Origin of the sequence: Mixta mediterraneensis (genome assembly GCF_030283135.1) — a bacterium.
GTDB classification, from domain to species: Bacteria; Pseudomonadota; Gammaproteobacteria; order Enterobacterales; family Enterobacteriaceae; genus Pantoea; species Pantoea mediterraneensis.
Genome location: NZ_JASUAZ010000080.1, coordinates 1 through 6,886, shown reverse-complemented (window position 1 = coordinate 6,886; position 6,886 = coordinate 1). Strand labels below are relative to the sequence as shown.

Genomic DNA, 6,886 nt, shown 5'->3' with positions numbered 1-6,886 from the left:
CCCTATTACGGTGCCAGCCTTGCATGGCCGAGCAGGATTGAAGATGAGCAAGAGTGAAAAGCGTCAAAGGACAGTGCTGTTTCTGGGTATTAGATGGTTCCCGGAAGAAAAGGAACAGATCTGCGAAAGCGCTCGTGCAGCTGGGTTAAGTGCCGGAGAATTTGTCCGCCGTTGTACGCTCGGTCGCCGTATAGTGGCAAAAGGTGACACCAGGCAGATGAATGAAATTCTGAAACAGGGTGGGCTGCTGAAGCACCTCTATAATGAGATGCAAAAACAGGGAATGATGACGCCAGAACTCAGTAAGAAATATTCCGAAACACTGACTGCAATGCAGACTGCATTTTTAAGATTCGATGCCAGCAGCCTGAATAACAGCGGGGAGTAAGATGATCGCAGAGGTGCCACCAAAAAGGCGGGATGGGAAATCCAGCTTTGTTAAACTTGTCTCTTACGTCACAGTTCGTGATGACGTGGAAATGAGCGAAACGCTGTCACCTGAAAAACCTTTCGTGCGTAAACCTCGCTCTGAAGCTGCAATCTTTAATAACCTTGTGGAGTACGCCACCCGAAATCCCCTTCCTGGATCCGTTGATGTAATAGCTACTTTTCCGGACGGTCGTCAACATCTGCGGTGTGGTGATGTCATTACTGAGACGAATTGCTTTTCGCTTGCCACAGCGGCCAGTGAAATGAACATGGTTGCTATGCAAAACACACGCTGCAAGGACCCTGTTTATCATGTCATTCTGTCCTGGCCGGAAGCGGAAAGACCTACGCCAGAGCAGATATTTGATTGTGCGCGACATGGTATGAATCGTATGGGTATGGAAGGCCATCAGTATGTGTGTGCTATCCATGATGATACCGATAATCTGCATTGCCATCTTTCAGTCAATCGCGTAAATCCGGTGAGTTATAAAGCGGCGTCTCTGTATAACGATCGCCTGACTCTGGACCGATGCTGTCGCGAAATGGAACTTAAATATGGCTGGCAGCATGTCAATGGCCCTTACATGGTTAATAGTGAAGGGCACATTGTTCGCAAGCGTAACTTCTACAAGTCAGCGCCCGCCGCTGCACGCGAACTTGAACATTTCAGCGATAAAGAAAGCCTATTCTCCTATACGGTCGATAACTGCCGGGAGAAGCTGGACTCACTGTTTCTGCAGGCTAACTACAACTGGGATGATATTCATAACATCCTTGTTTCAGCAGGACTTGAGCTGCGTCAGAAAGGTCAGGGACTGGCGATTTACGATTTAGGTGATGACGCTCAGTGCCCGGTAAAAGCGAGTAGTATCCATCCTGAACTTACTCTCGATAGTCAGCAGGAACTGATTGGCGCATTCATCCCGGCGTCAGTTATTCGTGAAGTTAACAGGGATGGTAAAGACGTACTGCTGAGTACAGTGAACATTGGATCTCAGTACGACAATCGTCTTCACCGACGCGATAACGGGGCGAGGGCTGAACGTCGTAATGCCCGAGCAGAGGCAAGACAGGATTTAATTGCCCGATACAAGTCGTACAAAACCAGCTTTGTCCGGCCGGGGATTTCTGCCGATGAGGTGCGAACTCGATTCCGTGAATTGTCGGCCAGCTACCGCATTCGTAAAAACAATGTCCGCCTGAATGAAGGTGATCCACTGCTGCGTAAACTGATGTTTCGTGCGCTGGAAGTTGAGAAGATGAAAGACATGGCTGCGCTGCGTCTCCAGCTTCGAGATGAGAGAAAGGCTCTGAGAGAGAGACCAGATGCCCGGCCGCTCTCATATCGTGCCTGGGTGGAAGTGCAGGCAATGCAGCATGATGCTGCCGCCATCTCGCAGCTGCGTGGCTGGGCTTATCGCGAAAAGCGTAAAAACCGCACTGCGACAATCTCCAATAACTTCATTCTTTATGCGCCTGCAGATGATATTAAGCCATCTCAGATTCGAGGCTATGATACGCACGTGAATCGTGATGGTGCGGTGGTGTATTCGTCAGGAGGAAAACCTGTACTTCTTGATCGCGGATTGTTTATCGAAGTTGCCGATGCGCCGGCTGAGAAGGGAAAAAACCTGGCAATGGCATTACATATTTCGGGCCAGAAAAGTGGCGAGAAGGTGGAAGTCCGGGGCGATAAATCATTTGTTCAGGGTACGATGCAGTACATTCCTCACTTCAATGCGTCGTCAGGAAAAACTGTACCATTGACTCACCCCGCACAGCGCAGCCTGGCCGGTTATGATGCGCCGAAGGTGCAACAAAGTTCGCCTGCCCAGTCCATGAACACCCCAGGGCGACATACGCCACCCAAACCACGCTGATAATTTATTCCTGCTGAAAAAAGGAACTGAACAGCCATGGATGAACATATTAAACCTGCCGACCTGTCATATCTGGCACCTGCTATGGCCAAGGCGGCCAGAGACTTTGTGGACCTCAAATTTCAGATTGATACGAAAGCCAGTAAGTCACCTGAAAGCATTCCTCAGGGGCTCTATGGGTCAATGAGGGGCGAGGATTTTTTTGACTGCGTACTCCCGTTTCGTTCACAGAAGTGGATGGTGGATGAGCCGGAGTTGCTTTATGTACCTGTAACGCACACGCTTGGGTGCAGCTGGCGTTGGTGGCCAGATGATCGATTTATCAACGATCACGATGAAAGAAAAATTCGCGATCATATTTTTTCTCCCCTTGGAATAGACGATACCAGTTATACCTTTATTCCTGAGCTAGGTTTGTTTTTACCTGGTGAGGGAAAAAATCGGGTTAACTTTTGTCGATACCACAATATTGAGCACATACCTGCAAAGGTATATACCCATCATTATCCAGAGCCGGGCAGGATTAATCTTTATGTACTCGATATCAACGGGAAGAGGGATGTCTGGGCCGTTCTTGATAACAGGTATGTACAAAGAGTTCAGCATTATGCTTTTGCGTTGCCGTTACTCAGTGCTTATGGCGTGGCTGTTTTACATAAGTGGCCAAGATACCTTCCCAGGATGCAGACACTATCAGTTTTCGGGGATCGCTGTTCCGAAAACAATCTTTTTCATCGCGCAGTGATTGATGCTGAAGCTTTGCACAGCCTGGCTGAGCCGTATGTGTGGTGTGGGTTGATAAATCGTCATTTGAGTAAAAAGGTCATCTTCGGGGCGATGATATTGTTTTTGGTCGCGCTGGTGCTTCATAAGTTTGAATGAACTTCTTGAGGAGGGCGTTATGATGATTTCGCTCCAGAAACAAAAAAACCGCCATTAACGGCGGTTTTTTTGTGCTGGTCGGGTTAGCGGCCTTTCCAGCAGGGCTGTGTTACCAACGTAACGCAAGCGCATCCCAGTGCTCGTATTTTGGGCTGCTTTACATGCACTGTCAAGTGCCTGATTGAGATGGGTTAGTGTACAATGCTGGCGGGCCTTTTCGCCGCCTTAGCAAGCGGGCACCGGATTTAGGGAAGGATCACCAACGGCCGTAAACGCAAGCGCATTCCAGTGCTTGTATTCGCGGTTACATCTTCGGTGGTGGGAATCGTGAAGCGGTCTGAGCAAGGACCGCGCAATGAAACGGTACTTTTGTATTGTGCTCATTGTTTCTGGTGCATTGTTGTCTCACGGGGAAGGGGGCTGGAGTATCTCCAACAACTCAATCACTGTGACCATCAACGCAGCAGGCAAGTAAGCCAGGTAGCCGTCCTTCGGGGCGGCTTTCCTCTGTATTAATAGGATGATTTCCAGTCTGTTCCCAAATCCCAGCGGGACTGCCAATGGGCCAGGTACGTCTTAGCCAGCTCAGGCATCTCGCGCACGACCAGAGCATTCTCTGAATTGGACCGTGCCGCTGCCCTGCTCCAGTTATAGCTACCTACTTCAACAGTATGATTATCTACAATTAAAATTTTATCGTGCATGATTTTAAATCGATTAACTGTCCTGACAGGAATATCGGCATTAACCAGCAGGTTCATTGCTGCCACACTGGCTTTACTACTATTGCCTTTCTCATCGAGCACTACTTTTACATCAACTCCCCGACGCTTCGCATCCGTTAGCGCCTTAACTACTTCTGGTGACGTAAAGGAATAGCCCATCAGCCGAATACTCTGCCGGGCATCATCTATGGTCCCGAGTACCAGTCGTAATGCACTGCCTTCTGGTGAGAAACCCGCCTCGATCGTCGGGGCTGCAACGGCAGAACTGACAGCAAAAAGCAGAACGCCGGCCAAAGTAATTGACCGTAGTGTACGGATAGTCATTTTCATTCCTTAATGATTAAATAATTGAGCTTATTGGGCAGTGGTTCGGTCAGTTTATGATGGAGAGACTTGGGAGGTTATTCAGTGTCACTAAAGTCGCAGGGTTCGAAAGTCCGGCAGTCCTGCCAGATGATCTTGCACAGTGGGCAGGTTACTTTGCCGTCGGCTGATATTTCGGCCTTTTCTACCATCTCAGCGAGCATTTCAGAGCAGCACAACGACTCAAAACCGTGAACGCCAGTGGCGATATGTGTATGGGTTTCATCACGCACTCTGTCCTGCCAGCGATACACCGTGCGTTGGGTCACCATTTTAGGCAGCGGATACCGCACTGTGTGGCTGCCTGATGGATGAAGGGATGAGTTGGGCAGAATAAAATGCCCTTTTCCCGATGTTGGATCATAGTGAAAATCGACAAGGTCTTCGCATACTGGATGAGCCTTCAGGGCCATCTCCAGCTCCCAGTCGTGCAACTGCGGTACCGTCGTAAAACAAACAAACTTACTGCCAAAGGTTTTAAAGAACCCTGCATATGGGGCTTCAAATATTAGGGTGATTGTGCTCATGGATTTTTCCTGTGGGAATAGAGGAGCTGTTTTTCAAACGAAGGGATAATCTCTAGGTTTCAGTAAGTAAGATGTTCAGTGGTGTTATCAAAATCATCAGCAAAGGACTGGTCTGCCAGATTTTCATAATAAGCGTCCTGAGTATCGTAATGTGCCGTTGGGGGGGATGGTGCCCTTTGTGGTTGGCCAGATTCGGGGACTCCCTGCACGCTGGTATTATTCTGGTGTGCTTCTTCAATCCGTTTCTTCGATATGCGGATATTTTCCTGCTCTTTCAGCCAGCGGTAGCGGCCCTCCGTTTCTTTCAATGCATCGATAGCCGTTTCAAACAGCAAGATCCCACGTTCTTCAGGGGAGTAGGCCACGTCATCGCGGTTATCGAGGTCGGTAGCAAGGGTGGTGAGTGTCATCAGGACTTTGTCTGCAATGCGGGCATTCAACTGACTGTTCCACTCGCCCGGAGCTGTAGAACGACAGATGTCCAAGATATGAGAGACTCGTTCCTGAGAGACAGGACGCCGGCGTGCAGCTGCAGGCAGTTCACGACACAGGTCACTGAAGTCGGGGCGGCGGAGCGGGACGTAGCGGTTAATTTTGACATCGAGCTTCGAGATTTTCTCACTATCAGGAATATAGATTGAGTTACTTCGGATCAGTTGGTCTTCAAATGCGATGATACCTTCGCCAGATTTCAACGCTTTTAGTTCCGACAGCTGGATATTGTCCCGGTCGCGGAACTCCACTCTATCGACGTCCTGATAGCTTCCCATACCCGTGCGATCCATCGTCCTTTGTTCAGCATACTGGCCTGTGCCACCAACGGCGCGGATCATCTTCAATGTGTCTTCCGTGTCTTCAGTTTTCATGAAGTGCTTAGTGCCCAGGTTGGCATTTACAGAGTGAACTTCTTTACCATGGCGCATCATGGCCTGAATGTCCTGTCCCAGGATAATCAACATAAACATCAGACTACGAAGCTGAGCGGCGAGTTTTGCCAAGCCGGGTGCGAAGTAATAACCGATTTCATCGCACAAAAGCAGGAAGGGAAACTTACTTGCGAACTTTTTCACCGTCAGTGTATGTTCCGGTGAACCCTCGATTTTGTTACCTAAATCCTTAGCTATGTTCATCTGGATATCAGAAATATAGAGTTTCCCCAAGGTAGCGGATTCGTTATCTGAGAGTTCCAGGGCCGGGATAAGTACCACAAGGGTTCGATCGTTATGCAGAATATCCTGCATATCAATATCACCGCCGCCTTTGGGAAATACGTGACCGTAAGTATCGTTAAACATGCTGAGCATGCGGGTGAACTGCTGGATAAGATAGCCATGCTGGTCCAGTGCGCCCTGTGCCCAGTCTGACGGACGGTTTATCAGCTTCATGTCAAAGCCGGCGAGGTTGGACAGATAGTTCTCCATCGGCTTGTAACCTTCTTCATGCCACCCGTCGTTCAGCGCCTCCCGATACAGGCCAACAAATTTCACCAGAGGGAGATAAGACTGGATAACATCCTGCGAGAGTAATGTATTGTCGCGGGCTCGCTTATAACACAGTGCATAAATTAGGGCATTCATCATGGCGCGGGCTTTGTCTTTCCAGCCCTCATCGCTGCCGTTCCCCGCTGGTAACAGCGACTCCATTAACTGAATGATGAACGTCGGGCTACCATAAGCGAACGGATTGGTGCTGTTAGTTTGTGCGCGTGACTTATCTCCAAGCATCAGTTTTTTGAACCGATCATCGTTTCCTGTGATGAAGTTCAGCACGTGCCAGTCATCTTCCTGGCCGAACCTTCTGGCCATCGACCACGTGGCCACCGCGAGGTCTATCTGTGCCTTACCATCGGAGATACAGCATCCCCTGGCCCAGCAAAGCGTATTCAGGTAAAGGGAGTAAAGCGTTTCGGTTTTGCCGCCGCCGGTAGTTGCCAATATTTGCATATGACGCAGGGCGTCAGAGGTTTCAAGCCACAGCTCCTTTCCCCGGTCACGACCACGGCCAACGCCGAGACACAATGTACCGGCCGCTTCCCCACGGACAATCTTAGGCAGATTCAGGTTCAGCAGCGGGCGGT

Annotated in this window: 7 protein-coding genes; 4 read left to right on the top strand and 3 right to left on the bottom strand. The window is 49.6% G+C overall.

Annotated elements, in window-relative coordinates; genetic code table 11:
- The 4 genes from mobA to timP form a co-directional block, all read left to right on the top strand.
- Positions 1–388, top strand: a 388-nt coding sequence (gene mobA, locus QRY16_RS21240; protein ID WP_309249252.1) for a plasmid mobilization protein MobA, incomplete at its 5' end; no start/stop codon positions are given.
- 1 nt (position 389) lies between these two features.
- Complete coding sequence (gene traI / locus QRY16_RS21235; protein ID WP_309249251.1) at positions 390–2,312, top strand: TraI/MobA(P) family conjugative relaxase; 1,923 nt, start codon at positions 390–392, stop codon at positions 2,310–2,312.
- A gap of 36 nt (positions 2,313–2,348) precedes the next feature.
- Positions 2,349–3,194 carry a hypothetical protein gene (locus QRY16_RS21230; protein ID WP_289777969.1) on the top strand — a complete coding sequence of 282 codons (846 nt, stop codon included), beginning with the start codon at positions 2,349–2,351 and terminating at the stop codon, positions 3,192–3,194.
- 355 nt (positions 3,195–3,549) lie between these two features.
- Positions 3,550–3,669 (top strand): small toxic inner membrane protein TimP, encoded by a 120-nt coding sequence (gene timP, locus QRY16_RS22285; RefSeq protein WP_289817370.1) that lies wholly within the window; start codon positions 3,550–3,552, stop codon positions 3,667–3,669.
- A 37-nt stretch (positions 3,670–3,706) separates the two neighbouring features.
- On the opposite strand, the gene QRY16_RS21225 is transcribed toward timP, so the two are convergent.
- The 3 genes from QRY16_RS21225 to trbC all read right to left on the bottom strand — a co-directional run.
- Positions 3,707–4,249 carry a phospholipase D family nuclease gene (locus QRY16_RS21225; protein WP_289777968.1) on the bottom strand — a complete coding sequence of 181 codons (543 nt, stop codon included), beginning with the start codon at positions 4,247–4,249 and terminating at the stop codon, positions 3,707–3,709.
- A 71-nt stretch (positions 4,250–4,320) separates the two neighbouring features.
- The gene (locus QRY16_RS21220) at positions 4,321–4,809 is read right to left on the bottom strand and encodes a hypothetical protein (RefSeq protein ID WP_289777967.1); all 489 of its coding nucleotides are present in this window, start codon (positions 4,807–4,809) and stop codon (positions 4,321–4,323) included.
- A gap of 59 nt (positions 4,810–4,868) precedes the next feature.
- Positions 4,869–6,886 (bottom strand): F-type conjugative transfer protein TrbC (trbC, locus tag QRY16_RS21215; RefSeq protein WP_289777966.1); only part of this gene is annotated, 2,018 nt, incomplete at its 5' end.

Coding starts and splice junctions, on each gene's coding strand:
- traI (WP_309249251.1), top strand. CDS start 390: ATGATCGCAGAGGTGCCACCAAAAAGGCGGGATGGGAAATCCAGCTTT.
- QRY16_RS21230 (WP_289777969.1), top strand. CDS start 2,349: ATGGATGAACATATTAAACCTGCCGACCTGTCATATCTGGCACCTGCT.
- timP (WP_289817370.1), top strand. CDS start 3,550: ATGAAACGGTACTTTTGTATTGTGCTCATTGTTTCTGGTGCATTGTTG.
- QRY16_RS21225 (WP_289777968.1), bottom strand. CDS start 4,249: ATGAAAATGACTATCCGTACACTACGGTCAATTACTTTGGCCGGCGTT.
- QRY16_RS21220 (WP_289777967.1), bottom strand. CDS start 4,809: ATGAGCACAATCACCCTAATATTTGAAGCCCCATATGCAGGGTTCTTT.